The 25327-nt window shown below is 60.8% G+C and carries 25 protein-coding genes; 2 read left to right on the top strand and 23 right to left on the bottom strand.

The window, feature by feature from the left end; genetic code table 11:
- Positions 1-27 precede the first annotated feature (27 nt).
- The 16 genes from PMI35_RS00630 to PMI35_RS00555 form a co-directional block, all read right to left on the bottom strand.
- The gene (locus PMI35_RS00630) at positions 28-588 is read right to left on the bottom strand and encodes a DUF1285 domain-containing protein (protein ID WP_008066519.1); all 561 of its coding nucleotides are present in this window, start codon (positions 586-588) and stop codon (positions 28-30) included.
- A gap of 16 nt (positions 589-604) precedes the next feature.
- Positions 605-1213 carry a DUF4823 domain-containing protein gene (locus PMI35_RS00625; RefSeq protein WP_008066520.1) on the bottom strand — a complete coding sequence of 203 codons (609 nt, stop codon included), beginning with the start codon at positions 1211-1213 and terminating at the stop codon, positions 605-607.
- A gap of 110 nt (positions 1214-1323) precedes the next feature.
- Positions 1324-2292, bottom strand: coding sequence for a GTP 3',8-cyclase MoaA (locus PMI35_RS00620; RefSeq protein ID WP_008066525.1), 969 nt, complete (start codon positions 2290-2292; stop codon positions 1324-1326).
- 137 nt (positions 2293-2429) lie between these two features.
- Positions 2430-3068: a TetR/AcrR family transcriptional regulator gene (locus PMI35_RS00615; protein WP_007945721.1), complete on the bottom strand. Its 639-nt coding sequence runs from the start codon at positions 3066-3068 to the stop codon at positions 2430-2432.
- A 342-nt stretch (positions 3069-3410) separates the two neighbouring features.
- Complete coding sequence (locus PMI35_RS00610; RefSeq protein ID WP_008066526.1) at positions 3411-4196, bottom strand: TatD family hydrolase; 786 nt, start codon at positions 4194-4196, stop codon at positions 3411-3413.
- A gap of 135 nt (positions 4197-4331) precedes the next feature.
- Positions 4332-5318: a DNA polymerase III subunit delta' gene (locus PMI35_RS00605; protein ID WP_008066527.1), complete on the bottom strand. Its 987-nt coding sequence runs from the start codon at positions 5316-5318 to the stop codon at positions 4332-4334.
- Positions 5311-5943, bottom strand: a complete 633-nt coding sequence (gene tmk, locus PMI35_RS00600) for a dTMP kinase (RefSeq protein ID WP_008066529.1) — start codon at positions 5941-5943, stop codon at positions 5311-5313. The genes PMI35_RS00605 and tmk overlap by 8 nt, the downstream gene beginning before the upstream one ends.
- A 19-nt stretch (positions 5944-5962) precedes the next feature.
- Complete coding sequence (gene mltG / locus PMI35_RS00595; RefSeq protein ID WP_008066530.1) at positions 5963-7249, bottom strand: endolytic transglycosylase MltG; 1287 nt, start codon at positions 7247-7249, stop codon at positions 5963-5965.
- Positions 7250-7252: 3 nt separating this feature from the next.
- Entirely contained in the window at positions 7253-8068 is an 816-nt protein-coding gene (pabC, locus tag PMI35_RS00590) for an aminodeoxychorismate lyase (protein WP_008066531.1), read from the bottom strand.
- Complete coding sequence (gene fabF / locus PMI35_RS00585) at positions 8068-9312, bottom strand: beta-ketoacyl-ACP synthase II (RefSeq protein WP_008066532.1); 1245 nt, start codon at positions 9310-9312, stop codon at positions 8068-8070. The genes pabC and fabF overlap by 1 nt, the downstream gene beginning before the upstream one ends.
- A gap of 109 nt (positions 9313-9421) precedes the next feature.
- Complete coding sequence (gene acpP, locus PMI35_RS00580; protein WP_007987170.1) at positions 9422-9658, bottom strand: acyl carrier protein; 237 nt, start codon at positions 9656-9658, stop codon at positions 9422-9424.
- Positions 9659-9849: 191 nt separating this feature from the next.
- Positions 9850-10593: a 3-oxoacyl-ACP reductase FabG gene (gene fabG / locus PMI35_RS00575; protein WP_008066534.1), complete on the bottom strand. Its 744-nt coding sequence runs from the start codon at positions 10591-10593 to the stop codon at positions 9850-9852.
- Positions 10594-10609: 16 nt separating this feature from the next.
- Complete coding sequence (gene fabD / locus PMI35_RS00570; RefSeq protein ID WP_008066535.1) at positions 10610-11548, bottom strand: ACP S-malonyltransferase; 939 nt, start codon at positions 11546-11548, stop codon at positions 10610-10612.
- 126 nt (positions 11549-11674) lie between these two features.
- A complete protein-coding gene (gene plsX, locus PMI35_RS00565) occupies positions 11675-12685 on the bottom strand; it encodes a phosphate acyltransferase PlsX (protein ID WP_081504878.1) in 1011 nt (336 codons plus the stop codon).
- A gap of 4 nt (positions 12686-12689) precedes the next feature.
- Positions 12690-12872, bottom strand: coding sequence for a 50S ribosomal protein L32 (rpmF, locus tag PMI35_RS00560; protein ID WP_003179396.1), 183 nt, complete (start codon positions 12870-12872; stop codon positions 12690-12692).
- Between the two features lie 13 nt (positions 12873-12885).
- Positions 12886-13413, bottom strand: coding sequence for a YceD family protein (locus PMI35_RS00555; protein ID WP_008066540.1), 528 nt, complete (start codon positions 13411-13413; stop codon positions 12886-12888).
- A 105-nt stretch (positions 13414-13518) separates the two neighbouring features.
- Between PMI35_RS00555 and PMI35_RS00550 the strand changes: the two genes are divergently transcribed.
- Positions 13519-14097 carry a Maf family protein gene (locus PMI35_RS00550; protein ID WP_008066541.1) on the top strand — a complete coding sequence of 193 codons (579 nt, stop codon included), beginning with the start codon at positions 13519-13521 and terminating at the stop codon, positions 14095-14097.
- 87 nt (positions 14098-14184) lie between these two features.
- Here the strand turns inward: PMI35_RS00550 and PMI35_RS00545 are convergent, their stop codons facing one another.
- The 3 genes from PMI35_RS00545 to rluC are packed head-to-tail and all read right to left on the bottom strand — an operon-like array spanning position 14185 to position 16810.
- Entirely contained in the window at positions 14185-15174 is a 990-nt protein-coding gene (locus PMI35_RS00545; RefSeq protein WP_008066544.1) for a S49 family peptidase, read from the bottom strand.
- Between the two features lie 24 nt (positions 15175-15198).
- Entirely contained in the window at positions 15199-15861 is a 663-nt protein-coding gene (locus PMI35_RS00540) for an HAD-IA family hydrolase (RefSeq protein ID WP_008066547.1), read from the bottom strand.
- Complete coding sequence (rluC, locus tag PMI35_RS00535; protein ID WP_008066549.1) at positions 15848-16810, bottom strand: 23S rRNA pseudouridine(955/2504/2580) synthase RluC; 963 nt, start codon at positions 16808-16810, stop codon at positions 15848-15850. Before rluC ends, PMI35_RS00540 begins: the two co-directional genes overlap by 14 nt.
- A gap of 702 nt (positions 16811-17512) precedes the next feature.
- Between rluC and rne the strand changes: the two genes are divergently transcribed.
- Complete coding sequence (gene rne, locus PMI35_RS00530) at positions 17513-20776, top strand: ribonuclease E (protein WP_008066551.1); 3264 nt, start codon at positions 17513-17515, stop codon at positions 20774-20776.
- Between the two features lie 94 nt (positions 20777-20870).
- Here rne and PMI35_RS00525 read toward each other — a convergent pair whose 3' ends face one another.
- Genes PMI35_RS00525 through PMI35_RS00510 form a run of 4 tightly spaced genes read right to left on the bottom strand, consistent with a single transcriptional unit; the run spans position 20871 to position 25229 of the window.
- A complete protein-coding gene (locus PMI35_RS00525) occupies positions 20871-21461 on the bottom strand; it encodes a nucleotidyltransferase family protein (protein WP_008066553.1) in 591 nt (196 codons plus the stop codon).
- Positions 21458-22441, bottom strand: a complete 984-nt coding sequence (locus PMI35_RS00520; protein WP_008066555.1) for an XdhC family protein — start codon at positions 22439-22441, stop codon at positions 21458-21460. The genes PMI35_RS00525 and PMI35_RS00520 overlap by 4 nt, the downstream gene beginning before the upstream one ends.
- Positions 22441-24762: a xanthine dehydrogenase family protein molybdopterin-binding subunit gene (locus PMI35_RS00515; RefSeq protein ID WP_008066556.1), complete on the bottom strand. Its 2322-nt coding sequence runs from the start codon at positions 24760-24762 to the stop codon at positions 22441-22443. The genes PMI35_RS00520 and PMI35_RS00515 overlap by 1 nt, the downstream gene beginning before the upstream one ends.
- The gene (locus PMI35_RS00510; protein WP_008066557.1) at positions 24759-25229 is read right to left on the bottom strand and encodes a (2Fe-2S)-binding protein; all 471 of its coding nucleotides are present in this window, start codon (positions 25227-25229) and stop codon (positions 24759-24761) included. The genes PMI35_RS00515 and PMI35_RS00510 overlap by 4 nt, the downstream gene beginning before the upstream one ends.
- Positions 25230-25327: the final 98 nt, after the last annotated feature.

Raw genomic sequence — 25327 nt, forward strand, 5'->3', positions numbered from 1 at the left:
GGCTCGCTCCCACAGGGGGGGGATGTGTCAGGGTTCGAGACCGATGCGGAAGAACTCACCGCCACTCCACACACCCAGCCATTGCTGCCCATCGATCTCACGGGTAACGGCCAGCTCCACCAATTGATAGAACACATTGCGATGGATCAGCGCTTCGAGATTGGTGCGCACATGCACGTAAGGCGCCGGCTCTTGTGTGTCGGGATCGATGACTACGCGAATCGGATGCTCGCTGCCAGCTTCAGCAGTCTCATCGACATTGGTGGTAAAGCGCAGAACCTGCGCCTCGCCCTCGCCTTCCACGTCCACCGCAATCGCCACGAAAGGCGCGTCATCCACCTTGATGCCGACCTTCTCCACCGGCGTGATGAGGAAGTAGTCATCGCCGTCGCGGCGGATGATGGTGGAGAACAGCTTGACCATCGGCTTGCGCCCGATCGGCGTGCCCAGGTAATACCAGGTGCCGTCGCGGGCGATGCGCATGTCGATGTCGCCGCAGAAATCGGGGTTCCACAAGTGGACCGGTGGCAAGCCTTGGGTCTTGGGGATTTGCCCCAGCAGGTCGTTGGCTTTTTGCGGGCCACTCATGGCGTTCTCCTTGAAATTACTGGTCGCTGAGCCCCAGCAGGCTGCGCGCGTACTGCTGCAGCGGCGGGCCCATCAGGTCTTCTGGTTTTTCGTCGTGGAATGTCAGCAGACCCCCACGACTCTTGATACGTGCAGTATCAATCAAATACTGGGTGCTGGTCTCGATCAACATGATCTGAATCACGCCGGTGTCGATGCCGAGGCGATCCACGGCTTCCTGATCCAGCCATTCATCCGAGTTGCCGATGCGGTCATCGGACTTGGCGAAACGGGTATAGAGCAGGTAATGGGCACCGACGGCACGGGCCTCGCCCATGGCCTGGTCAAGGCCTTGCGGGGTGCGGGCGCGGCGGACCATCGGGAAATACTCGATAAAGCCATCGAAGGCGACTTCGGCGATCACGTTGGGGCGCGGGTAGACGGCACTGCCCGGCGGCACAAAGGCGCCCTGGGCAATGTAGACGAAGGAGTCGGGCTGAATGCGCAGGTTGTTCACCCGGCGGCTGTCGCTGTGGTCCAGCAGGCCGGCGTCGCTCATGTGGTAGCGAGTCCCTTCGGCCATGTCGCTGACATTCATGCAGCCACCGAGCGCCAAAATGGCCAGCAGCAAAACCAGGCTACGCATCCTATCCTCCAGGGGCCGGTGACGGAAAACCGGCGAATGGCCGTGGGATGCAGCTTTTGCGCCAGCTCAGGAATGGCGTCGATTGATAGCTTGCCCGCGAAGAGGCCGGGTCAGCCGCCAATAATTTTCATGACCGTCGCACCACCGGAAAACGCCACTTCCTGCTTGTCACCCAACGCCTTGACCAACAACCGCTGCAAGGCCGGCAACGCCTGATGACGCGGTTTATCCAGCAGATCGCCGACATAGTGGCGATTGCTTGACGACAGGCAGCCATGCAGCCAGCCAGTGGACGACAGGCGCAACCGCGAGCAGGTGCGGCAGAACGGCACGCTTTCGTTGGCGATCACGCCGAAATGCCCCAGCCCCGGAATTTCATAACGCACGGCGGTCGCATCGACAGGCGCATCGGCCTGCAGATACTCATAGCGCTCGCCGATCAGGCTCAGCAGCTGTTGCAGGCTGACAAACTGCTGCAGGAAGGCATTGGAGTCGCTGGCAAGGTGGCCCATGCGCATCAACTCGATGAAGCGCAATTCAAAGCCGCGCTCCAGGCAATAATCGAGCAGCGGCATCACCTGATCGAGGTTCTGGCCGCGCAGCGGCACCATGTTGACCTTGACCTTCATGCCTGCCGCCCGGGCCTGGTCCATGCCGCCCAGCACGGTCGCCAGATCGCCGCCCCGGGCAATGCCGCGAAACGCAGAGGCGTCCAGGGTATCGAGGGAAACGTTGATGCGTCGAATGCCGGCATCCACCAGGATCGGCAGCTTCTTCGCCAACAGCTGGCCGTTGGTGGTCAGGCTGATGTCCTGCAGCCCCATCTGGCCGACGGCACCCATGAAGGCTTCGAGTTTCGGGCTGACCAGCGGTTCGCCACCGGTGATGCGCAAGCGCTCGATACCCGCCGCTTCGATCAGGTAGGCCACCCCGCGCGCCATGGCTTCGGCCGACAATTCATCCTGCGCAGCCACCAACCGCTTGCCGTTAGGCACGCAGTAGGTACACGCGTAATTGCAGGCTGAGGTCAGGCTGACTCGCAAATTGCGAAAACGCCTGCCTTGTCGGTCAACGATCATGATCACTCCGGCGCAAGAATATTCGGGCCGTTAAAACTTGACTCACAAATCAAGTTTTAGCAAGCCCTCTGCCTGAGTATATTCCTGCGGTACTGCGCCATGTAGCGAAATCACGGGCAATAAGGCGGCTGAATGGCTCAGCTGCTCGGGGTGTCGCTGTCGCGCTTGCGCTTGTTGCCCATGCGCACGCCGATGTCCATCAGGAACTGGAAGAAGCCTTCCTGGTCTTCCAGCACATTGCTCCAGAACGGCGAGTGATACAGCGCCACGGCACCGTGCACCAGCGCCCAGGACGCGCAGTAATGGAAGTAAGGCGGCACGTCTTCGAGCTTGCCTTCGCTGATCCGGCCCTTGATGAGCAAGGTCAGGCGTTCGAAGTTCGAGGCGCGGATCTTGTGCAGTTCCTCGACCATCTCCGGCACCTGGTTGCCCTTGACGACCTTTTCTTCCAGACGGTCAAACAACCGGTACCGCTGTGGGTCGCGCATGCGGAATTCGAAATAGGCGCGGGACAGGGCTTCCTTGTCCTTGTCGACATCGGCCGAATGCAACAGCTCGTTCAAATCGCGCTCATAGTCGAGCATCAGGCGCAGATAGATCTCGGCCTTGGACTTGAAGTGCTTGTAGATCGTGCCTTTGCCGATACCGACAGCATCAGCAATCATCTCGACGGTGACACTGTCTTCACCCTGGTCGAGGAACAGCTTGAGCGCGGTATCGAGAATTTCTTGCTCGCGGCGACGAAACTCACGGACCTTACGAGGTTCTTTATGCATAAGAAAAGGTCTGTAGGGGTCAAAATTCGAAGCCGCGTATTATGCCTAAATTGCGCAAAAATGCACGGATCATCCGACCATATCTGTGTTTCTTGATGATTTCTCACCACATCGTCGGTTGATGAGAACTCTTCTGAAGCGCCCGTATTCCAAATATGTTTAAAAACCGCGATCTACAAACTGGACGGTACGAAATCCTGATCAATACTTGAACTGTCGGCGGGGCATCTCCCCCAAGTGTCTCGCCGATATTGGTACCAACGGACCGCGTGCCATTGTTTTACTCCTAATGGTCTTAACCCGGATTCACCCCCCAGAACCCGGGTTTTTTTTGCCTGCGATTTAACCTTTCACATGCGCCAGCGGGAACAGGCGCTTGAAATTCGCCGTGGTCTGCTCGGCAAATCGCTCGTAAGGCTCACCGCGCAACATTGCCAGAAACTCCGCTACTTCGCGTACGTACTGCGGCAGGTTCGGCTTGCCGCGGTACGGAATCGGCGCCAGGTACGGCGAGTCGGTTTCCACCAGCAAACGGTCGGCCGGCACCTTGCTCGCCACGTCGCGCAACGCGTCGGCGTTGCGGAATGTGACAATCCCGGACAGGGAAATGTAGTAACCCATGTCCAGCGCAGCTTTCGCCATGTCCCAGTCTTCGGTGAAGCAGTGCAGCACACCCGCCTGGGGCAGCGCCGCCTCACGCAACAGGTTCAAGGTATCGGCGCGCGCGCCCCGGGTGTGGATGATCACCGGCTTGCCGGTCTGCTGGGCCGCTTGCAGGTGCAAGCGGAAAGATTGCTGCTGCAACTCGGCCGCTTCCGGCTCGTAGTGATAATCCAGGCCAGTTTCACCGATCGCCACCACGCGCGGATGATTGAGCTCGTGCAACAGCCAGTCCAGCGCAGGGGCCGCACCGGGCTGCACATCCAGCGGATGCACACCGACCGAACAATCGACATCGTCATAGCGTTCGGCCAGGGCTTTGACGTCGGCCGCGTTGTCAGCACTGACGCCGATGCACAGGAAGTGCCCTACCCCACGCTGGCGGGCCGCATCGAGGGCGGCATCCAGCGAGCCGTCATGGGCGGCGAGGTCGAGGCGATCAAGGTGACAATGGGAATCTACGAGCATAAAAAGGGCTGCAACTTACTTCGTATGAGTGGGACGGCCGGATTTCAGGGCTCCGGCCAGGTGGGTTTCGATTCGACTGCATACAGTATTATCGCCGTCAATGTCGCTTGATGCTCAGAATCCAGGCGCCGACGGTCACCTCTGGGTAGGCAGCGTCGCCCATTGCACCAGCAGCGCCTCCAGCAACAACACCCGGTTGAGGTTGGCTTTGCTCAACACCTTCTGGCGCTGGGCGAGAATCCAGTCCTGGATATTCAGGACTTTGTCCTGGGCGGTTTTCTGCGCCAGGTACTGAATCACCTTGCGCATGTCCGTCAGCCCCAGCCCTTGTTCATCCTGGGTTAATTGGTAGCGCAGGATCAGGCTCGACCAGTCACAGAACCAGTCGAACAGCAGCAACAACGGAATCGCATTCCAGCCCTCCGCCAGTTGTGTCGGCGATTGTTGCTGCTTGAGCAACTTCTTCACCCCTTCGACCACTTGCGCGCGCTGCTCGCGCACGCCCTGGGCGTTCAGGTTGACGGCGGCCAACGGCGAACCGGCGGCCAGGGTCAGCAATTCGATGCGTTCTTCCTGCGAACAGTCCGGCAAGGCCGTGGCCAGCCAGTCCAGGCTCATGGCCTCGCCCGGCAGCGGACAGGCTTGCTGCACACAGCGACTCTTGATGGTCGGCAACAGGCGGCTAGGCTGGTGGCTGACCAACAGCAACACGGTGTCGCCAGACGGTTCCTCAAGGCTTTTGAGCAAGGCGTTGGCGGCGTTGATGTTCATCGACTCGACCGGCTCGATCAGCACCACTTTGCGCCCACCCAGTTGCGCGGTCTGCACCACGAAACTGACCAGGTCGCGCACCTGGTCGACCTTGATCGCCTTGTCGGCTTCTTCCGGCTCCAGGATGTAGTTATCGGGATGACTGCCGGCCTTGAGCAACAGGCACGACTTGCATTCGCCACACGCACCCTGCGCGGTCGGACGCTGGCACATCAGGCTGGCCATCAGGCGCTCGGCCAAGGCCCGTTTGCCGATCCCGGCCGGGCCATGCAGCAAATAGGCATGGGCGTGTTGCGCACGACCCGCCAGTTGCTGCCAGAGACTGTCCTGCCATGGATAGGCTTCAGCCACGGCTCAACTCCAGCAGGCGCGGCAGCAGGGCATCCAGGGATTGCTGAACCTGCGCCAACGGCTGCGCGGCGTCGATCAGCACGTAACGCGCAGGCTGCGCTGCCGCGCGCTGGAGGAAAGCACTGCGCACGGCATCGAAAAAGGCCCGGCCTTCCAGCTCAAAGCGATCCAGGCGACCGCGGGCACTGGCGCGCGCCAGGCCCACTTCCACCGGCAGGTCGAAAATCAGCGTCAAGTCGGGGCGCAGGTCACCTTGGACAAAGGCTTCCAGCGTTGCAATGCGCTCCAGTGACAAGCCGCGGCCACCGCCCTGGTAGGCGTAGGTCGAATCGGTGAAGCGATCACACAACACCACGGCACCACGGGCCAGCGCCGGGCGTATGACTTCGGCCAGGTGCTGGGCACGCGCGGCGAACACCAGCAACAACTCGGTGTCCGGGTTCATGACTTCATCGACCGGCGCCAACAGCACGTCGCGGATGCGTTCGGCCAGCGGCGTGCCGCCAGGTTCGCGGGTCAGCACCACCTCGATACCGGCAGCGCGCAGGCGCTCGGCCAGGTATTCGCGATTGGTGCTCTTGCCGGCGCCTTCCGGGCCTTCCAGCGTTATAAACAAGCCAGTCACAGGCAGTCCTTAGTCAGATTCATTGCGGGCTTTGCGGCGTTGTTGTGTTCGGTTGCGCTTGCGGTGCGGCAGCAGGTTCAGGCACGGGCTCTTGCGCTGGCTCTGCAGGTGCAGCCTCGGGCGCGGTATCGGGCGAAGCCGCCGGGACAGGAGCCTGGGCCTCGGGAGGCTGCGGTTGCGTCGTTTCGGTTGGCGCAACTTCAGATTGCGGCACCTCCGTTGGCGGTGCCTCGGTCGGCAGCGCCTGGGTATCAGGCGTTTCGGGCGTGCTCACCGGCGCCGGGCTGGAGCGGTAATCGGCGCGGCGCTTGAGCTGGAACTCTCGCACGGCATTGTTGTGCGCGTCCAGATCATCGGAGAACACATGGCTGCCGTCACCGCGCGCCACGAAGTAGAGGCTGGTGCCCTCCACCGGATTGAGCGCCGCGTGGATGGCTTCGCGGCCGACCATGGCAATCGGGGTCGGCGGCAGACCGGAAATCATGTAGGTGTTGTAAGGGTTCGCTTCCTTGAGATGGGCGCGAGTCAGCTTGCCGTTATACCGGTCACCCAGGCCATAGATCACCGTCGGGTCGGTTTGCAACAGCATGCCGATTTCCATGCGACGCACGAACACGCCGGCAATCTGCCCGCGTTCCTGTGGCACGCCGGTTTCCTTCTCCACCAGCGAGGCCATGATCAGGGCTTGATAGGGCCCGGAATAAGGCAGGTCGGCCGCACGCTGGCTCCACTCCTTGGCCAGCACTTCGTCGAGGCGCTGGTAAGCGGTTTTCAGCAACTCGGTGTCGGTCATGCCACGCACGAAGCGATAGGTATCGGGAAAGAATCGCCCCTCGGGGAAAATCCCGCTATGGCCGAGCTTGTCCATGACCTGGCTGTCGCTCAGGCCGTTCAGGGTTTGCTCGAGCTTTTCTTCCTTGGCCAGGGCCGCACGGACCTGGTGGAAATTCCAGCCTTCGACCAGGGTCAGGCTGTATTGAACCATTTCCCCGCGTTTCCACAGGTCGATCAGGCCTTCCACGGTCATGCCGGGCGTCATGCGGTACTCACCGCTGTGCAATGGCTGTTTGGGCAAGTTGAAGCGCCAATAGACGCGCAGCCAGAACGCGTCCTTGATGACGCCGTCGGCTTCCATCCGCAGTAAGGTGCGGTTCGGGGTGGTGCCCTTGGGTACCTCCAGCAGTTCTTCCTGCGTGATATTCAGCGGTTGCACCAGTGCCGAATGAATTTTCCAGGCAGAAGCACCTAACATCAGCCCCGCCAGAACCAGTCCGGTTTCCAGCAGCAGCAAGAATTTACGTCTCACGTATCAAGCATCCAGTAGCGCGCGGGCAATGGTTTGGAGTTTACGGGTGAGCGGCCCAACCGGCCAGCTCAGTGCGGCATAGGCGCGCACCGGCCAAACGCCATACACGCTGTTGCAGACAAACACTTCGTCAGCGCCCTGCAGCTGCTCGAGCGTGATATCAGTGATTTGCAGGGGGATACCCAAGGACTCGGCCTGGGACAACAACTCGGCACGCATCACACCTTCTACGCCGCAGTAGCTCAAATCCGCGGTGATCAACACGCCGTCATGCACCAGGAACAGGTTGCTGAACACGCCCTCGATCACGCGACCGGCCTGATCGAGCATCAAGCCTTCGGCATGTTCGGTGTCCTGCCATTCGGCACGCGCCATCACCTGCTCCAGACGGTTCAGGTGCTTGAGACCTGCGAGCAGGGGCTGGAAGGAAAGTCGGGTGGTGCACGGGAACAGGCGAATGCCCTGCTCGGCATGGGCATCCGGGTAAACCGCAGGAGGATTACCCGACAGGATACGACGAGCCTGGGCCGAAGGATCGAAAGCGTAACCACGCTGGCCGTCGCCGCGGGTAACGATCAGCTTGAGCACGCCTTCGTTCAGTTGCTCGGCATAGGTCAACAATTCCGCGACCACGACAGCCTGATCCAGATTGATTGCCAACCGTCGGCAGCCCCTGGCGAGGCGCACCAGATGTCGATCCAGCAGGACCGGAAAGCCATCATGCACGGCGATGGTCTCGAACAGACCGTCGCCGTAGGCCAGGCCGCGATCCTTCAGCGACAATGCGTCAGCCGGCTGACCGTCGACCCAGCTGTCCATCAGCCTGCGAACCGGCGGAACACCAGCGAACCGTTGGTGCCGCCAAAACCGAAGGAGTTGGACACGACTACATCGATATCCATGTTGCGCGCAGTGTGCGGCACGAAGTCGAGGTCGCAGCCTTCGTCCGGCTCATCGAGGTTGATGGTCGGTGGTGCCACCTGGCTGTTGATCGCCAGCACGCTGAAGATGGCTTCGACCGCGCCCGCCGCGCCCAGCAAGTGCCCGGTCATCGACTTGGTCGAACTCACGGCCAGGTTGTAGGCGTGTTCGCCAAACACCGACTTGATCGCATTGACTTCAGCAAGGTCGCCAGCCGGCGTCGAGGTGCCGTGGGCATTGATGTACTGCACTTGATCGCCATTGATTTTGGCGTCTCGCAGTGCATTGGTGATGCAACGTGCAGCCCCCGCGCCATCGGCTGGCGGCGAAGTCATGTGGTAGGCATCGCCACTGGTGCCGAAACCGATCAGTTCGGCATAGATGGTCGCGCCGCGGGCCTTGGCGTGTTCCCGCTCTTCCAGTACCAGCGCACCGGCGCCATTGGACAATACGAAGCCATCACGGCCCTTGTCCCATGGACGGCTGGCGCGGGTCGGCTCGTCGTTGCGGGTCGACAGGGCGCGGGAAGCGCCGAAACCACCCATACCCAGGCCGCAGGCGGCCATTTCGGCGCCGCCGGCGATCATCACGTCGGCTTCGTCGTACATGATGTTGCGAGCAGCCATGCCGATGCAGTGCGTACCGGTGGTACACGCCGTGGCGATGGCATAGTTAGGCCCCTGTGCCCCCAGGTGGATGGACAGGAAACCGGAAATCATATTGATGATCGAACCAGGCACGAAGAACGGAGAAATCCGTCGCGGACCGGTCTCATGCAAGGTGCGGCTGGTTTCTTCAATGTTGGTCAGTCCACCGATACCCGAACCCATGGCCACGCCGATGCGCTCACGGTTGGCATCGGTCACTTCCAGACCGGCATTGCGCACTGCCTGAAAACCTGCGGCCAGACCGTACTGAATGAACAGGTCGAGCTTGCGAGCTTCCTTGACCGACAGGTATTCCTCGACTTTGAAGTCCTTTACCGAGCCGCCAAAACGGGTGGAATAGGCAGAAAGGTCGGTGTGTTCGATCAGACCAATGCCACTGCGGCCAGCCAGAATGCCCTGCCAGCTGCTCGGCACATCCGTGCCCAGTGGCGACAACATACCCATACCGGTGACTACGACGCGTCTACGCGACACAGCACTCTCCTTTTTTCAAATGACGACTTTGCATCAGGCCTAAAGAAAAAACCGCACGCCGTGATGGCAGTGCGGTTTTTCCATGACAGCGAGCAACGATTACAAACTATTACGCCTGGTGGGCAGTAACGTAGTCGATTGCAGCTTGTACAGTAGTGATCTTCTCAGCTTCTTCGTCAGGGATTTCGGTCTCGAATTCCTCTTCCAGAGCCATCACCAGCTCAACGGTGTCAAGGGAGTCAGCACCCAGGTCTTCAACGAAGGAAGCAGTGTTGACCACTTCTTCTTCTTTAACGCCCAGTTGCTCGGCAACGATTTTCTTGACGCGCTCTTCGATGGTGCTCATACCTTGTTTTCACTCCTAATGGACAAATTCAGGCAGCTGGCCAGTGGGTAAGTGTATAGAAAGACTTTTCAGCTTTTCAACTGAAAGCTTCACTCCTCAAACCCGGTGACCCTCTGCCTATAAATAGATTGCAGCTTTATAACGGATTTTAGACAGCTCGTATGACATTTTTTTGAAACGATCCGTCACATTTAACTCATGTACATCCCGCCGTTCACCGGGATTGTAGCCCCAGTAACGTAAGCCGCACCGTCCGACGCAAGAAAAGCGACCACAGACGCGATCTCTTGAGCTTGCCCCAGACGACCCAGCGGAATCTGCGTCTGCAAGGCTTCACGCTGTGCCTCGGGCAATTCGCGGGTCATATCGGTGTCGATGAACCCTGGGGTCACCGAGTTTACCGTAATCGAACGCGAACCGACTTCACGCGCCAGTGAGCGGCTGAAACCTTCCAGGCCGGCCTTGGCGGCAGCGTAGTTTACTTGGCCTGCGTTGCCCATGGCACCCACAACCGAGCCAATACTGATAATTCGTCCCCAACGGGCCTTGGTCATACCGCGCAAAACGCCCTTGGACAGGCGGAACAGACTGGTCAGGTTGGTATCGACCACGTCATGCCACTCGTCGTCTTTCATGCGCATCATCAGGTTATCGCGGGTGATGCCGGCATTGTTGACCAGGATCGCTGGCGCACCGAACTGGGCCTGAATGTTCTTCAGCACCTCGGTAACGGACTCGTCGCTGGTGACATTGAGCTCAAGGCCGGTGCCCTGGATGCCGTTTTCCTTCAGGGTGGCGGCAATGCGCTCGGCACCGGAAGCTGTGGTCGCGGTGCCCACAACGATGGCGCCCTGACGACCCAGTTCCAGGGCGATGGCCTGGCCGATACCGCGGCTCGCACCGGTGACCAGTGCAACTTTACCTTGCAGACTCATGCAAGCTTCTCCTGATTCAGGCCAGCGCTGCGCGGGCGGCAGCGAAAGCGTCTGGGGTGTTGAGATTGGAAGTCGATACGCCTTCAGCGCAGCGCTTGTTCAGACCGGCCAGTACTTTGCCCGGGCCGCATTCCACCAGATTGGTCGCGCCTTTGGCGGCCAGGGTCTGCACGGATTCTACCCAGCGTACTGGCTTGTACAGTTGCTCGAGCAGATCACGCTTGAGGGTTTCCAGATCCGTCGGCACCTGGGCGCTGACGTTCTGTACCACGGGGATCTGCGGGGCCTGCCAATCGATCGCGGCGATCGATTCGGCGAAACGCTCGGCCGCCGGGCGCATCAGCTCGCAGTGCGACGGCACGCTGACCGGCAGCGGCATGGCGCGCTTGGCGCCACGTGCCTTGCAGCCTTCGATGGCACGTTCGACCGCGGCCTTGGCACCGGCGATGACCACTTGCCCCGGGGAGTTAAAGTTGACCGCGCTCACCACTTCGCCTTGCGCCGCTTCGGCACAGGCAGCCAGTACGTCGGCGTCTTCCAGACCGAGGATGGCAGCCATGCCGCCCTGCCCGGCCGGCACGGCTTCCTGCATCAGTTGGCCACGGCGCTCGACGAGCTTTACCGCGTCCGCCAGGCTCAAGCTGCCAGCCGCCACCAGAGCGCTGTATTCACCCAGGCTGTGACCGGCCACATAAGCCGGGCGCGCACCACCTTCAGCCAGCCACAGACGCCACAGGGCGATCGAAGCGGTCAGAATCGCCGGTTGGGTCTTATCGGTCTGGTTGAGTTGTTCTTCCGGCCCTTGCTGGGTCAGCGCCCACAGGTCATAACCCAGGGCATCGGAAGCTTCTTTGAACGTGTCGAGGACGACCGGGTGTTGCGCGCCCAACTCGGCCAGCATGCCGAGGGACTGCGAACCCTGTCCCGGAAAGACGAATGCGAGGGAAGCAGACATGTAACAAGCCCCTAATGATCTTGTCGTCGGAGAATTGACGTCCCGCTCAGGGGGACGCAAGAAACTGAGAGTTGGATGGCCATTTGAACCAAGCGGTCACATTTAAGCATTGTCCGACGAAAACGCCTAAAGCAACAAATCCTCCAGACGACCGTGGATGCGTTCCGGCAGGTTTTCCTGAATCTCGATCAGAGCACGGGAAATGGCACTTTGAAAGCCCTGCACCCCTGCAGAACCGTGACTTTTTACGACAATCCCCTGCAAACCGAGGAAGCTCGCGCCGTTATGTCGCGCCGGTGCCAGGTCGGCCTTCAGGCGCTTCATCAGCGGCAAGGCCAAGGCTCCGACCATGCGTGACGGCAGGTTTTTCTTGAACAACGCCTCGATGCGCCCGGCAATCATGGTGGCCAGGCCCTCGCTGGACTTGAGCAGGATGTTGCCGACAAAACCATCGCACACCACGACATCCGCTTCGCCACGGTACAACCCGTCGCCTTCGACAAAACCGATGTAATTGATGCCACGGGCAGTTTGCAGCAAGGTTGCAGCGAGCTTGACCTGCTGGTTGCCCTTGATGTCCTCGGTGCCGATGTTCAGCAACGCCACGCGCGGACGCACGATGCCCAGGGTTTCTGCAGCGACCGAGCCCATCACCGCAAACTGCAACAGATGCTCGGCACTGCAATCGACATTGGCGCCAAGGTCGAGCAGCTGGCAGTAACCTTTCTGCGTCGGGATCGCCGCCACCATGGCTGGTCGATCAATGCCCGGCAAGGTCTTGAGCACAAATCGCGACAGCGCCATCAGCGCCCCGGTGTTACCGGCGCTGACACAGGCCTGGACCTTGCCGTCGCGCAGCAATTCAAGCGCCACGCGCATTGACGAGTCGGGTTTGCCGCGCAGGGCCTGGGCAGGTTTTTCGTCCATGGCGATGACTTCGCACGCTGGAGCAATCGACAGGCGCGCGCGATCCACAGCCGAATGGCCAGCGATCAATTCTTCAAGGAGGGAGGGTTGACCGACGAGGGTCAGGTGCAGCGAGGGCGTAGCAGACAGGCAAGCAATACTGGCCTGGACAATGCTGCGGGGACCGAAGTCCCCGCCCATTGCGTCAATCGCGATGACTTGAGCGGACAAGTGATTACTCGTCAGCGCCCTTGTCGATCACTTTACGGCCACGGTATACGCCTTCTGGCGATACGTGGTGACGCAGGTGAACTTCACCGGTGGTTTTTTCTACAGACAGGGTGCTAGCCTCGAGAGCGTCGTGCGAACGGCGCATGTCACGGGCAGAGCGGGATTTTTTGTTCTGCTGAACAGCCATAATTGATTAACTCCTAAACGTTTGGGTCACGCTTTAACTGCGCCAATACACTGAACGGGTTGGACCGCGTTACCTCGTCCTCGCTCGGTTCGGGCTCATCTGCTCCCGCCGGCTGCTGGCATTCTTCCGGATGATGAGCAGGCACAATGGGCAAGGCGAGCAGAAGCTCCTCCTCGATCAGTGACTGCAGATCCAAAGGATCTTCGCCCAGTTCCAGCACGTCATAACCTTTCGGTAACGACTGGGTATTCGCACCCTCCTTCACCACAGCGTAACTGCATTCGCTATGGATCGGCAGGGTGACCAGCTCAAGACAACGCTGGCAAACCATTTTGACTTCAGTGTCGATAAAGCTGTGGATGACCACAGATTTACGTTCATCTCGTTCAAAAACGAATTTAGCCTGCACCGTACCGACATTGTCGGAAAGCGGGTCGCAGAGTCTCTTCAAATCGGCCAGCAGCATTTCACCTTGGAGGGTGGTGCCACGATCAGCCAATTTGCGCGGGTCAACGTGAGGTGGAATCGGGTCATTCAACATAGGCGCAGCATTATAGGGATGCACCCGCCCATGTCAAAGGAAATTCAGCCCTGTCCGTCACTTGGAAGCCTCGCTAGAATTCTCGCCTGCCATTTGGAGTTGCGCATGCTGCCTTTATTACTCGCTTCAAGCTCGGTCTATCGCCGGGATTTGCTGGCCCGCCTGCAGCTGCCATTCAGCTGCAGCTCGCCGGACATCGACGAAAGCCATCGCCCTGGTGAATCCGCCATCGATCTGGTCAAACGCCTCGCCGAAGAGAAAGCTCGCGCCTTGGCTGCCAGCCATACCGCTCATCTGATTATCGGTTCCGACCAGGTCGCGGTGCTGGGCGAACGGATCATCGGCAAGCCCCACACTTTCGAAAAAGCCCGCGAGCAACTGCTGGCCGCAAGCGGCGCCAGCGTGACGTTCCTGACTGGCCTTGCCCTGCTGAACAGCCAGACCGGTCACTGCCAGGTCGACTGCGTACCTTTCACGGTGCACATGCGCACACTCGACAGCGAACGCATCGAACGCTATCTGCGCGCCGAACAACCCTACGACTGCGCTGGCAGCTTCAAGGCCGAGGGACTGGGGGTGAGCCTGTTTCAGAGTACCGAGGGGCCTGATGCCACCAGCCTTGTTGGCCTGCCGCTTATTCGCCTTGTCGATATGCTTCTCACCGAAGGCGTGCAAATCCCTTAAAAAGCAAAAGATCGCAGCCTTCGGCAGCTCCTACGGGTGATCTGTGTAGGAGCTGCCGCAGGCTGCGATCTTTTGACCTTGAAACACTTAACGCAGCGACGGACCGTTAAACCCCATCCACATCGCCAGATGCTCAGCCACGCTGGCACCGAGCTTTTTCGAGAAGCGATCGAACGGCGATTCCTGAACGGTGAAGTCCACCAGCTCTTTTTCGCCGATCACATCCCGCGCAACATAACTGGCGTTACCCAGGCCATCGACCAAGCCTAGCGGCAACGCCTGCTCACCCGACCAGACCAGCCCGGAGAACAGCTCAGGGTGCTCCTTGTCCTTCAGGCGATCGCCACGGCCTTGCTTGACGCTGTTGATGAACTGTTTGTGCGTGGTATCGAGCACGCCCTGCCAGAACGCCGTTTCTTCAGGCTTCTGCGGCTGGAACGGATCGAGGAAGGACTTGTGCTCACCCGAGGTGTAGGTGCGACGCTCCACACCCAGCTTCTCCATGGTGCCGACAAACCCGTACCCGGCCGCCGTCACCCCGATGGAGCCCACCAGGCTCGCCTTGTCGGCATAGATCTGGTCCGCCGCACTGGCGATGTAATACGCGCCGGAAGCGCCCAGATCGGAAATCACCGCGTAGAGCTTGGTATCCGGATGCAGGCCACGCAGACGACGGATCTCGTCATAGACATAACCTGACTGCACCGGGCTGCCGCCCGGGCTGTTGATGCGCAAGATGACGCCCTTGACCTTTTCGTCTTCGAAGGCGGCTCGCAGGCTACCGACGATGTTGTCGGCGCTGGCCGGCTCCTTGTCGGCAATCATGCCATTGACGTCGATCAACGCCGTGTAATTGCCGCTGCGGGTAGCAGCCTTCTCGATGTCCATCAGCGGCGTGAACAGCGCCAACGCGACGAACAGGTACACGAAGGTCAGTAACTTGAAGAAAATCCCCCAGCGCCGGGAGCGACGCTGCTCCTGCACACCGGCCAGCAGGGTTTTTTCCAACAGCTTCCAGCTTTTTTCGTCACCGCTCTCTGCGCTCGCCTTGGCGGGCGCCTTCCATTCGTCGGCCATGCCATCTACCCCAGCAATAACGTATTAGGCCCGCTGACTCAGCCAGGCATGCAATTGTGAAAAACGATCGATGGCCAGTCGCGGCTCGAACAGCTTCAGCGCTTCGATTGATTGCGCGCCGTAGCTGACCGCCACCGAATCCATGCCCGCGTTGCGTGCCATCTGCAAATCGAAGGACGAGTCGCCAACCATCAGGGCCTGATCCGCACGCACATCACAATGGGCAAGTATCTGCTCAAGCATCAACGGATGGGGCTTGCTGGCCGTCTCGTCGGCGGCCCGGGTGATATCGAAGTAATCTTCCCAACCGTGAGACTTCAGCACCCGATCCAGCCCGCGACGGGCTTTGCCCGTGGCCACGGCCAGTTGATAACCCTCGGCACGAAACGCTTCGAGGGACTCGACCACACCCTCGAACAAGGGCGAAGGCTGCGCTTCCGAAGCGATGTAGTGGTCGGCGTAGTGCTGACGAAAGGCTATCAGCTCCGCATCGCCGATGTCGGGATACAGGGTCCGAATCGCCTCCGGCAGCCCCAGGCCGATGATGCCCTTGACGGCAAAGTCATCGCACAGCTCAAACCCGGAGCGCTGCGACGCCACGTGCATTGCCTCGACAATCCGGCCAATGGAATCGGCCAGCGTGCCGTCCCAATCGAAAATCAGTAGCTTGTAATCAGATGGGTGCACTCAGGCGCTCCACGGTTTTAGCCCACATTTCGTCGACAGGCGCCTGCAATTTCAGTTCGCCACCATCCGGCAACGGCACCGTCAGCATGTAGGCATGCAGGAACAGGCGCTTGCCGCCCAGATCGCGGATTTCCTTGCTGAAACCTTCCTCGCCATACTTGGTGTCGCCAGCGATGCAATGCCCGGCGTGCAAGGTATGTACACGGATCTGGTGAGTCCGGCCGGTGATGGGCTTGGCTTCGATCAGGGTGGCAAAGTCGCCGAAGCGGCGCAGGACCTTGAACACGGTCACGGACTCCTTGCCCTCCTCCTCGTCGACCTCGACCATGCGCTCGCCGGAGCGCAGGTTGCTCTTGCCCAGCGGCGCGCGGACTTGCTTGATCGAGCTCGCCCAATTGCCACGCACCAGCGCCATGTAGCGCTTGTCCACGCCATCACCGCGCAATGCGGTGTGCAGGTGGCGCAACATGCTGCGCTTCTTGGCGATCATCAACAGGCCGGACGTGTCACGGTCGAGACGGTGAACCAGTTCCAGTTCCTTGCAATCGGGGCGCAACTGACGAAAGGCTTCGATCACCCCGAAAGTCAGGCCGCTACCACCATGCACCGCAATGCCGGCGGGCTTGTTGATCACAATCAGGGCCTTGTCTTCGAAGACAATCGAGGCTTCCAGGCGCTGCAACAGCCCCTGGGCCAGCGGTACCGGCTCGTCGCGCTCAGGCACGCGAACCGGCGGCACGCGCACGATATCGCCCGCCTGCAGCTTGTATTCGGGCTTGATCCGGCCCTTGTTCACTCGCACTTCGCCTTTGCGCAAAATGCGGTAAATCAAGGTCTTGGGCACGCCTTTGAGCCGAGCGAGAAGGAAGTTATCAATACGTTGGCCGGCATATTCCGGCGAGACCTCAAGCAGTTGTACGCCTGGAGTCGGGGGGGTAGTCGTCGTCATGGCGCGGATGATAACAATTTTTTATGGAATTGAAGCACTTAATCATTACTGCTATAGTCGCGAACGCCGCCAAAAGCGGTCTGGCCAGCGGACCAACGGTCAAAAACCGGCCCTGACCAACGCAATTCACCAGGACGCGAGGCCGTCCTACGGGGCTTTCGCTACGTAACGGTGGAGTTTGCAACTGTAACAAGCGCAGGTGACATGAGGCCTGAATCAAACCGCGAAGCAGAGTTTCCACTCGCTTTTCGAGCCAATATTCATGGCCAGTTCACAAAGTGCAGTCAGCTGCGGATGACCCCGAGCGAAAGGCTTCGGAAACAACGCCTAAATTAGCCATGATGCGTGACCTCCCCTTTCGGAGCTCACGGTAAATGCCAACCCGCTGCGGATTCTGCGCGCGGCAGCACCCGAATTATCAGGGATACGTGTAGGGTGGAGATGCACAACCGCTGGCCTGTGTAGCAATAGGCTTTATCAAGACGCTTCATCTCGTCCACAGCCGCCGGTTGATTCCTCCTCCTGACTGAGTGCTTAAGTAGCCACAGCAAGCAGGACGCGTACGTCGCGACAAAGGCCCACATTGGCCGGACATCGCTGGACACGGGAATGGCCAACCACTCCCGACGCACCTGACACCGACCATGAGAAGTCGTGTGTGCCGAACGCCGTTTCCGGCAGCCCGGAAACCGACGGTACTACATGAAAAGAATGCTGATTAACGCAACTCAACCCGAAGAGTTGCGTGTTGCACTGGTAGATGGCCAGCGCCTCTACGACCTGGACATCGAATCCGGTGCACGCGAGCAGAAGAAGGCCAACATCTATAAAGGCCGGATCACTCGCATCGAACCAAGCCTGGAGGCTGCCTTTGTCGATTTCGGCTCTGAGCGCCACGGCTTCCTGCCCCTCAAAGAAATCTCCCGCGAATACTTCAAGAAAACCCCTGAAGGCCGCGTCAACATCAAGGACGTCCTGAGCGAAGGCCAGGAAGTCATCGTCCAGGTCGAAAAAGAAGAGCGTGGCAACAAGGGCGCAGCCCTGACCACCTTCATCAGCCTGGCCGGTCGTTACCTGGTCCTGATGCCGAACAACCCGCGTGCCGGCGGTATTTCCCGTCGCATCGAAGGTGAAGAGCGCAACGAACTGCGTGAAGCCCTCAATGGCCTGGTTGCCCCGGCCGACATGGGCCTGATCGTTCGCACTGCCGGCCTTGGCCGCAGCAGCGAAGAAATGCAGTGGGACCTCGACTACCTGCTGCAGCTGTGGACCGCCATCAAAGAAGCCTCGCTGGATCGTTCCGCGCCTTTCCTGATCTACCAGGAAAGCAACGTGATCATCCGCGCGATCCGCGATTACCTGCGCCAGGACATCGGCGAAGTGCTGATCGACAGCGTTGAAGCCCAGGACGAAGCCCTGACCTTCATCCGCCAGGTGATGCCGCAGTACGCCAGCAAGATCAAGCTGTACGAAGACAGCGTACCGCTGTTCAACCGTTTCCAGATCGAAAGCCAGATCGAAACCGCTTTCCAGCGCGTCGTCGAACTGCCTTCCGGCGGTTCCATCGTGATCGATCCGACCGAAGCCCTGGTGTCCATCGACATCAACTCGGCGCGCGCCACCAAAGGCAGCGACATCGAAGAAACCGCGCTGCAGACCAACCTTGAAGCCGCCGAAGAAATCGCCCGTCAGTTGCGCCTGCGCGACATCGGCGGCCTGATCGTCATCGACTTCATCGACATGACCCCTGCCAAGAACCAGCGCGCCGTGGAAGAAAAAGTCCGCGAATGCCTGGAAGCCGACCGCGCTCGCGTGCAAGTCGGTCGCATCTCGCGCTTCGGCCTGCTGGAAATGTCCCGTCAGCGCCTGCGTCCATCCCTGGGTGAAAGCAGCGGCATCGTTTGCCCGCGCTGCAACGGCACCGGCATCATCCGTGACGTTGAATCGCTGTCCCTGGCGATCCTGCGCCTGATCGAAGAAGAAGCCCTGAAAGACCGTACCGCCGAAGTTCGTGCCCAAGTGCCGATCCCGGTGGCCGCGTTCCTGCTCAACGAAAAACGCAATTCGATCACCAAGATCGAACTGCGCACCCGTGCCCGCATCGTCATCCTGCCGAACGATCACCTCGAAACGCCGCACTTCGAAGTGCAGCGCCTGCGTGATGACAGCCCGGAAGCGGCGATCAACCAGTCCAGCTACGAAATCGCTGCTGCCGCTGCCGAAGTGGAAGAAGTGCAGCCAGCTGCCGCGACCCGCACCCTGGTACGCCAGGAAGCCGCGGTCAAGACCGCTCCCGCCCGCGCCAATGCTCCGGTTCCGACCGAAGTCGTCGCCACTCCGGTTGCCGCGCCTGTCGCCGTACCAGAACCAAGCCTGTTCAAAGGCCTGGTGAAGTCGCTGGTCAGCCTGTTCGCCGGCAAGGAAGAGCCTGTCGCTCCGGCCGTGGTCGAGAAACCGGCTGCCCCCGAGCGCCCAGCCCGTAGCAATGAAGAACGTCGCAACGGTCGCCAGCAGAGCCGCACCCGTACCGGTCGCCGCGATGAAGAACGCAAGCCTCGTGAAGAGCGCGCCCCCCGTGAGGAACGCGCCCCACGCGAAGAGCGCCAGCCGCGTGAAGTCCGCGAGCCTCGTGAAACCCGTGAAGAAACGCCGGTCGTAGCCCGCGAAGAACGTGCCCCTCGTGAAGAACGCGCACCACGCGCGCCTCGTGAAGAACGTGCTCCACGCGCCCCACGCGAAGATCGCAAGCCACGTGGCGAGCGTGAAGAGCGTGTGCGTGAACTGCGCGAGCCTCTCGACGCCGTCGCGCCTGCCGCTGCTCCTGCCGCTGCTGTCGCTACCACTGAAGAACGCCCGGCCCGTCCGCCACGCGAAGAACGCGCTCCACGCCCACCGCGTGAAGAACGTCAACCACGTGCCGAACAAGCCGCTGCCGTGGCCGAAGAAGAGTTGACCGGCAACGAAGAGCAACTGCAGGAAGAGGGTCAGGAAGGCGCCGAAGGCGATCGTCCACGCCGCCGCTCCCGTGGTCAGCGTCGTCGCAGCAACCGTCGCGAGCGTCAGCGTGATGCCAACGGCAACGTGATCGAAGGTTCGGACGAGTCCGAAGCTGGCGATAACAATGAAGCACCAAGCACTGCTGACCTGGCCGCTGGCCTGGCTGTTACCGCAGCCGTTGCCAGCAGCGTGATCAGCGCTCCGGCCGAAGCACAGGCCAACGAGCAAGCCGAACGCGCCACCGCCGCCACCCTGGAAACGGCTCCGGTCGAAGCGCCAGTCGTGGAAGCGACGACTCCGGTCGAAACCACCGCTTCGCCGGAAATCGAAGTGGCAGCAGCGCCAGAAGTACAGCCAGTGGTTGAAGCTGCCGCTGAGCCAGCCGTGATTGCAGAACCGGTTAGCGAAACCGTTTCTGAAACCGTGACTGAAACTGTTCGTGAAGTTCGCGAAGAGCAAACGGCGTTCAACTGGGTTGCCGAGCCAGCCGCAGCCGAAACTCCTGCTCCAGCGCCGGTTACTGAAGCTGAAGTGGTTTCCGAGCCAGTGGTTGCCGCTGCCGAGCCTGCTCCAGTGGTTGAAGCGCCGGTGGTTGCCGAAGCGCCCGCTCCGGTGGTTGAAGCTCCGGTTGTTGCTGAAGAGCCTGCTCCAGTGGTAGAAGCCGCACCTGTCAGCGCCCTGACGCCAAGTGGCCGCGCACCGAACGACCCACGTGAAGTGCGTCGCCGCAAGCGTGAAGAAGAGCGCCTGCAGAAGGAAGCCGAACAGACGGCCGCTGCTGCCCAGGTTGTCGCTGCCGAGCCAGCACCGGTTGCTGCCGAAGTGGTCGAGGCGTCTGCCCCGGCTGCCGAAGTCGCTGCCGAGCCGGCTGAGTCGGTGATTGCCGAAGCACCTCGCTCCGTTCAGGAAGCGGTTGAGCAACACGAGAAAGCCCAGGAAAAAGAGCACGAGCCTAAACCTCTCGTCTGATTCCCTCGGCTAATGAAAAGCCCCGCCCGGTAATCCCGGGCGGGGCTTTTTTATGTCCGAAACAATCACACCGTTCCCCCTGTAGGAGCGGTGATTACTTGAAGTTCAGCTTTTCAGGCACATCCACATCCCACAACACACCAGGATCATCCACCCTCACTTCAACCACCCGCCCCCGGGCAAACAACGCCTTGGCGCCGCGATCGCCTGATAACACCATCAACCCCGGACCAAAACGGCGCCCAAAGCCCACCGGATGCCCGTACTCACCCTCCTGCACCGGCACACTGATGCAGTCATCGGCCATCTGAGCCACAACGTGTTCAATGCTCGACGGCAGGATGAACGGCATATCTCCCAGCACCATCAGCCAGCCATCAAGCTGCGCACTCGCCGCGACCCCGGCCGCAATGCTGTCGCCCATCCCGGTCGATTCGATCAGAACGATCTCATAGCCATAGGCCTTGGCCATGCGGATCACTTGCGGTCGATCGGCCGTGGTCACCAAAAAGCGCTTATCCAAGGTGGGAGGCAGGTTCACCAGGACGTGTTCGATGACGGACCGAACCGCACCATCACGCCCCATGCAATCAGCCAGCAGCTTGTCCTTATCGTCGCCCGCGACCTGGCGAAACCGGCTGCCCTGCCCCGCCGCCAGCACGATCACCCCAATGGATTGACTCATACACCCTCCCGCAGCGGTTTCTTCTGCTTGAGTTCGACACCATTCTTGATTGCGACGATTTCGGCCAACAGCGACAAGGCGATTTCCGCCGGGCTATGGCTGCCGATGTGCAGGCCGACCGGGCCATGCAGCCGCTCGATGGCCTGTTGCGACAGGCCGAGCTGAGCCAGGTTGTCCCGGCGCTTCTGGCTGTTGACCCGCGAACCGAGTGCACCGACATAAAAAGCCCGGGAGTCGAGCGCTGTCAGCAGGGCCATGTCATCCAGGCGGGGGTCGTGAGTCAGTGCGACGATGGCCGTGCGCTCGTCGGTCTGGATGTTCACCACCGCCTCATCAGGCATGCCCGAGACGAATCGACCGTGCTGCTCCTCCCAGCCGTAGACGAACTCGCTGCGCGGATCGCATATCAGTACTTCGAAATCCAACAGCCGCGCCATTTCGGCGACATACCGGGACAACTGCCCGGCGCCGATCAACAACAAGCGCCAACGCGGGCCATAAATGGCCCGCAGAGTGTGACCATCGAAAACCAGCTCATCCGCCTTGGCGGCGGGCTGCAAAATGACTTCCCCGGTGGCGATATCCAGCGAACGTGCGACGATTTCATGGGCTTCGCAGCGAGCCAGCAACTCGGCCACCCACCCTGGGTCGCCAACGCGCTCCTCGGTCAAACGCAAGGTGCCGCCGCAGGGTAAACCGAAGCGCGCGGCCTCCTCACGCGTCACGCCGTAGGTGATCAGTTGCACGGGCGGCCCATCAGCCGCAATGCGACCGTCATGCAAGCGGGCAATCAGGTCGTCCTCGACACAACCGCCGGACACCGAACCAATCACCACGCCGTCCCCGCGCAACGCCAGCATGGCGCCAGGCGCCCGGGGCGCGGTGCCCCAGGTCTGCACGACGCTGTACAACATCACCCGCTGGCCGGCGCGGCACCACTCCAGCACGCTGCGCAGGACATTCAGATCGGCACTGTCCATCACGCCTCGACCTTCTGCCAACCCTGCAATTGATATCGAATCGGCAGGCTGCGGATACGCTTGCCGGTGGCCGCGAAGATCGCGTTGCACAGCGCCGGTGCAATCGGCGGCACACCCGGCTCACCGACACCGCCCAACGGCACGTTGCCCGGCGGCGTTACCAGGTGCACCGCGACTTCCTTGGGCGCCAGGGACATGCGCGCCACTTCGTACATATGGAAGTTGTCCTGCTGGACCTTGCCATCCTTGAAGCTGATTTCGCCCAACACCGCATTGCCCAGGCCCATGACGCAGGCGCCTTCGAACTGCGCGCGAATCCGCTCGGGGTTGATCTGCGGCCCGCAATCCACGGCGATGTCGGCTTTGTGTACGATCAAGGTGCCATCGTCTTTGACTTCGACTTCAATCACCGCCGCCACGTAGGTCACGAAACTGTAATGCACCGCCAGGCCCAAGCCTCGGCCCTTGGGCAACTCGCGCCCCCAACCGGCGGCTTTGGCGGCGGTTTCCAGTACCGTACGCAGGCGAGCGGTGTCGATCGGATAACGCTCGGGCGATTCACCGTAGTTCCATTCTTCACTCAAGGTGCGCGGATCGATCTGACGGTCCGGGCCAAGCAATCTGACCTGGTACTTGAGCGGATCCTCCCCGGTCTTGTGCGCCAGTTCATCGATGAAGCTCTGGATCGCAAAACCGTGGGGGATGTTCGACACCGAGCGATACCAGCCAACCCGCGTATGGACGGTAGCCTCGGGGTTTTCCAGGCGAATGTTGGGAATCGCGTAGGCCATGTTGGTGAAGCCCATGCCCAGCTCGAAGGCAGCCTCGTGGTTCATGCCCGGCGCGAACAACGCGGTGATGCTCGGCGCCACCGTGCGGTGCAGCCAGCCGGAGGGCAAGCCGTCCTTGTTCAGGCTGGCCTTGAGGTATTCGGCCGACACCGTGTGAAAATAGGAACAGTGAATATCGTCTTCGCGGGTCCATTGCACCCGCACCGCCTTGCCGGGGAACTCCTTGGCCAGGATGGCCGCTTCGATGATGAAGTCAGGCTTGGACTTGCGCCCGAAGCCTCCGCCCAGCAGCGTCACGTTGAAGGTGACTTTATCGAATGGCACCCCCAGGCGTTCGCCAATGCGCTCGCGGGTGACCTGTGGCGCCTGGCTTGGCCCCCAGGCCTGGCACACACCGTCCTTAAAGCGAGCGATGGCGACCATCGGCTCCATTGGCGATTGTGACAGGTGCGGCAAATAGTAGGAGGCTTCCAGGGTGTTCACGGCATTGGCCATGGCGTCGTCGATGTTGCCGGTATTGCGTACCACTTTGCCGGGCTTGAGGGAGGCGGCCTCCAGCTCCTTGCGGTAGGCGATCGAGTCGTAGCTGGCGTTGGGGCCGTCGTCCCATTCGATTTTCAACGCCTCGCGGCCCTTGATCGCCGCCCAGGTGTTGTTGGCCACCACCGCGATGCCGCCTAGGGGTTGAAACTCCGAAGGCAAGGGCCGGCTTTCGATCTGGATGACCTTGACCACCCCCGGCACTTTCATCGAAGCGCTGCCATCGAAGCTCTTGACCTTGCCGCCGTACACCGCCGGACGGGCAATGGTGGCGAACAGCATGCCATCGAAATGCACGTCTGCGCCGTACACCGCGCGGCCATTGACGATGTCGTCGCCATCGATGGCTTTGGTGCCTTCCTTGCCGATGTAGCGAAACTCCGAGGGTTGCTTGAGGCGCAGGCTGTCACGGGCCGGCACGGCCAGGGCGCTGGCAGCGGCGGCCAGCGCGCCATACTCCAGTTCGCGACCGGAAGGCGTATGGATGACTTTATGCAACTGCGCACGACATTCGCCGACCGGCACTTTCCATTGGTCGGCGGCGGCCTGTTCCAGCATGGTCCGGGCGGCGGCGCCACAGCGGCGCATCGGCTCGTACCAGTGCCGCATGCTGCGTGAGCCGTCGGTGTCCTGGTTGCCGAACCGCACTTCATCGCCCGGCGCCTGCTGCACCTTGACCCGCGCCCAATCGGCTTCCAGCTCGTCGGCCACCACCATGGTCAGGCTGGTCCGTACGCCCTGGCCCATTTCCGAACGGTTGCAGACCACCGTCACCGTGCCATCAGTGGCAATGCTCACATACACCTTGGGATCGTCGATCCAGCCATGGGGCACGCCGTCGGCACCGAACTTTTTCTGCGCTTCTTCGGCAAACGCGTCCTGCCAGCCCCAACTCGCGGCCACCACCAGCGCACTGGCAGCCCCCACGCCCTTGAGGAAGCCCCGCCGACTGAGGTTGCTCAGGGCGAAATCATTCACTAACTTGCTCATGCCTTGGCCTCCTTCAGGTGGGTGGATGCCTGGCGGATGGCGGTCTTGATGCGGTTATAGGTACCGCAGCGGCAGATATTGCCGACCATCGCCTCTTCGATCTGCTCATCGCTGGGGTCGGGATTGGTCTTGAGCAGTGCGGTGGCGGACATGATCTGCCCGCCCTGGCAGTAACCGCATTGGGCCACGGCCGTATCGAGCCAGGCTTGCTGCACGACTTTGCCGACCGGGTCGGCGTGCAGGTTGTCGATGGTAGTGACGTTCTGACCGACGACCGAGCCAATCGGCGTGATGCAACTGCGCGCCGGAGCACCTTCGATATGAATCGTGCAGGCGCCGCAAAGGCCCATGCCACAGCCAAACTTGGTGCCGTTGTAACCGGCCACGTCGCGAATCGCCCAGAGCAAGGGCATATCCTCGGTGACGTCGAGAGGATGGTCTTGACCGTTAAGTTTCAGGGTAATCATGGGCACGCCCGCATAGTGCTTGAGTTATGGGGTCGAGCAATCTGCCGTTGGATCTTGGGTGGGTCACGCAGATCAGCTCAGGCTAATGGGCTCTCTTG

The organism is Pseudomonas sp. GM78, assembly GCF_000282475.1.
In the GTDB taxonomy this organism is placed as follows: Bacteria; Pseudomonadota; Gammaproteobacteria; order Pseudomonadales; family Pseudomonadaceae; genus Aquipseudomonas.

Bases quoted from the DNA above. Each gene is read 5' to 3' on its own strand.
- PMI35_RS00630 (WP_008066519.1), bottom strand. From the start codon at position 588: ATGAGTGGCCCGCAAAAAGCCAACGACCTGCTGGGGCAAATCCCCAAG.
- PMI35_RS00625 (WP_008066520.1), bottom strand. From the start codon at position 1,213: ATGCGTAGCCTGGTTTTGCTGCTGGCCATTTTGGCGCTCGGTGGCTGC.
- PMI35_RS00620 (WP_008066525.1), bottom strand. From the start codon at position 2,292: ATGATCGTTGACCGACAAGGCAGGCGTTTTCGCAATTTGCGAGTCAGC.
- PMI35_RS00615 (WP_007945721.1), bottom strand. From the start codon at position 3,068: ATGCATAAAGAACCTCGTAAGGTCCGTGAGTTTCGTCGCCGCGAGCAA.
- PMI35_RS00610 (WP_008066526.1), bottom strand. From the start codon at position 4,196: ATGCTCGTAGATTCCCATTGTCACCTTGATCGCCTCGACCTCGCCGCC.
- pabC (WP_008066531.1), bottom strand. From the start codon at position 8,068: ATGGACAGCTGGGTCGACGGTCAGCCGGCTGACGCATTGTCGCTGAAG.
- acpP (WP_007987170.1), bottom strand. From the start codon at position 9,658: ATGAGCACCATCGAAGAGCGCGTCAAGAAAATCGTTGCCGAGCAACTG.
- fabG (WP_008066534.1), bottom strand. From the start codon at position 10,593: ATGAGTCTGCAAGGTAAAGTTGCACTGGTCACCGGTGCGAGCCGCGGT.
- fabD (WP_008066535.1), bottom strand. From the start codon at position 11,548: ATGTCTGCTTCCCTCGCATTCGTCTTTCCGGGACAGGGTTCGCAGTCC.
- rpmF (WP_003179396.1), bottom strand. From the start codon at position 12,872: ATGGCTGTTCAGCAGAACAAAAAATCCCGCTCTGCCCGTGACATGCGC.
- PMI35_RS00555 (WP_008066540.1), bottom strand. From the start codon at position 13,413: ATGTTGAATGACCCGATTCCACCTCACGTTGACCCGCGCAAATTGGCT.
- PMI35_RS00550 (WP_008066541.1), top strand. From the start codon at position 13,519: ATGCTGCCTTTATTACTCGCTTCAAGCTCGGTCTATCGCCGGGATTTG.
- PMI35_RS00545 (WP_008066544.1), bottom strand. From the start codon at position 15,174: ATGGCCGACGAATGGAAGGCGCCCGCCAAGGCGAGCGCAGAGAGCGGT.
- rluC (WP_008066549.1), bottom strand. From the start codon at position 16,810: ATGACGACGACTACCCCCCCGACTCCAGGCGTACAACTGCTTGAGGTC.
- rne (WP_008066551.1), top strand. From the start codon at position 17,513: ATGAAAAGAATGCTGATTAACGCAACTCAACCCGAAGAGTTGCGTGTT.
- PMI35_RS00525 (WP_008066553.1), bottom strand. From the start codon at position 21,461: ATGAGTCAATCCATTGGGGTGATCGTGCTGGCGGCGGGGCAGGGCAGC.
- PMI35_RS00520 (WP_008066555.1), bottom strand. From the start codon at position 22,441: ATGGACAGTGCCGATCTGAATGTCCTGCGCAGCGTGCTGGAGTGGTGC.
- PMI35_RS00515 (WP_008066556.1), bottom strand. From the start codon at position 24,762: ATGAGCAAGTTAGTGAATGATTTCGCCCTGAGCAACCTCAGTCGGCGG.
- PMI35_RS00510 (WP_008066557.1), bottom strand. From the start codon at position 25,229: ATGATTACCCTGAAACTTAACGGTCAAGACCATCCTCTCGACGTCACC.